Origin of the sequence: Thermoleptolyngbya sp. M55_K2018_002, assembly GCF_015295965.1 — a bacterium.
GTDB lineage: Bacteria > Cyanobacteriota > Cyanobacteriia > Elainellales > Elainellaceae > Thermoleptolyngbya > Thermoleptolyngbya sichuanensis.
In genome coordinates this window covers 1-2,178 of sequence record NZ_DVEA01000418.1, presented here as the reverse complement: position 1 = coordinate 2,178, position 2,178 = coordinate 1, and the positions used below count along the sequence as shown (strand labels likewise).

The 2,178-nt window shown below is 62.3% G+C and carries 1 protein-coding gene; it reads left to right on the top strand.

The features are described 5' to 3' along the window. Positions 1-510 precede the first annotated feature (510 nt). Positions 511-2,178 (top strand): PP2C family serine/threonine-protein phosphatase (locus tag IGS51_RS20895; protein WP_297080687.1); only part of this gene is annotated, 1,668 nt, incomplete at its 3' end.

Sequence of the window (2,178 nt, the reverse complement as noted above, 5' to 3'; positions counted from 1 at the left end):
GATCGACTCAAGGCAATCAACGACCTAGAAAGTTTTAAGACACTGCATAGCCACGCTTGCAACATTCGACCGGAGTTGTCGCGTTTTTTGGAATTGGCGCTATCTTTGGCTAGTTAAGGGCTGCCCTAGTCGGGCTTGCTGAAATGCCTTTCACTCCCCTTCTATCCTGACTTATTCCATCTTGAACGACCTCGTTCCAAAATCAGAAGATTTGAATGATGGCTTAACGATTGGTCAGGAATTTAGAGGATCGCGCCCGACGGGCAAGGCATTCAAAATCCGTCGCCCAGTCTCGATAGACCCTGTTAATTCGCTCAGCGTCGAACGCCTCTATCACGCTTATGATCTCCTCTTCACCTCCTTCGCGTCGTCCGGCGGCGCTGCTGTCTACCCGAATCCAGTGTGCCCACGGAAATTGCCAGCACGACAATCCTGCGGATCAATCACTGTGTGAACACTGTAGGCGGCCGCTGACCTATCGCTATCTCTGGGTTGTTGGGCAGAGCAAGGGTGTGGCTAGATACGCAGCCCGCCGCTGCGCCCGACCTGCCCCAGCCCTGGCCCGAGGAGGCGCTGCCCTATTTCCACCTGTTTCCCCATCGGCTGCATGTGCCCGTGCTGTTTGGCTTTGGCTGGCACGGGGGGCAACGGCTAATGCTGCTGGAAAATGGGCCCATCGACGGGGCCGGAAAACTGCTTCCGGCGATCGCCCCCAGTTTTGCGGCTGCGTCTCCGACTCGTCAGGTCTACTGGCTGTGGCAAATCCTCGATCTGTGGGCCCCGCTGCGCGACTATGGCGTGGCGGCCAGTCTGCTGATGCCGGATAACTTGCGGGTGGAGGGGTGGCGGGTGCGCCTGCGGGAGTTGATTCCTGATCGGTTGCATCCAGGCGGCCAGCCGTCCCTAGCGGATCTGGCGGTCTGCTGGCTGGGCTGGCTGGGCGCGATGCCGCGTCAGGTGGCAGACCCCGTGCGATCGCTCTGTGAGCAAATGCAGCAGCCCATTGCCGACACGCCAGAGGGACTGCGGGCGATCGCCCTCCAGCTAAACGACCTGCTGCTGCAACAATCGACCCAGCTTTCGCTGAAGCTGGCGGTGGCTGGCGGCACAACGGCGGGCCCTCAGCGGGCCCACAACGAAGATGCCTGCTATCCGCCAGCCCAGCACTCGGCCGAAACCAGCCTCACCTGGCTCCAGAGTCCGCCCGATTTGCTCTCTGGGCTGGGCATTGTCTGCGACGGCATTGGCGGCCACGCGGGCGGCGAGGTGGCCAGCCAGATGGCCGTGCGATCGCTCGTGATGCAACTGCGGGCGCTGCTGTATGAAGTGGCAGAGGAAACCACCGTGCTGTCGCCGGACGTGGTGATGCAGCAGCTAGAGGCGATCGCCCGCGTGGTGAACAACCTCATCGCCAGCCAAAACGACAGCCAGCAGCGCCAGTCGCGCCAGCGCATGGGCACAACCCTCACCCTGGCCCTGCATCTGGCCCAGCGGATCAACGGTGGCACTGCCCAGGAGCTTTATCTGCTCAATGTGGGCGATAGCCGCGCCTACTGGATTACGCCGGAGCGCTGCCAGTTGCTCACGCTAGACGATGACCTAGCTGGGCGGGAGGTGCGCCTGTCTCGCGCCACCCATGCTGAAGCCCGCAAGCATCCCAACGCAGGCGCTCTGACGCAGGCATTGGGGATTCATGAGGGCGATCGCCTCTATCCCACGGTGCAGCGCTTCATGATTGACGAAGACGGCGTGCTGCTGCTGTGTACCGACGGCCTCAGCGACCACGGCTGGGTCGAAGCCCTGGGGCCAGAAGTGACGCAACTGCTGTTCAATGACCAGCTTACGCCGCAACAGGCCGTGCAAACCTGGCTGGAACACGCCAACCAGCGCAATGGGCATGACAATGCCTCGGTGGTGGTGATGCGCTGCCGCGTGACGGCGCAGGCTCCGAAACTGTTCGACCCGACGGGTTTCGACCCGACTGCGTTCGACCCGACGATGACGGAGCGGGCGATCGCCACCGCCATGCCCCAGCCCGCCCCGGATGCCGATGTAGAGCTATCTCAGGCTTCGCGGGTCCTGCTGTTTGACGACACCCTCGATGCGCCAACTCCGGCGAAACTGCGTCCTAAGGGCGATCGCTGGACCACGGTGCTGCTGCTGGGCATCACGCTGCTG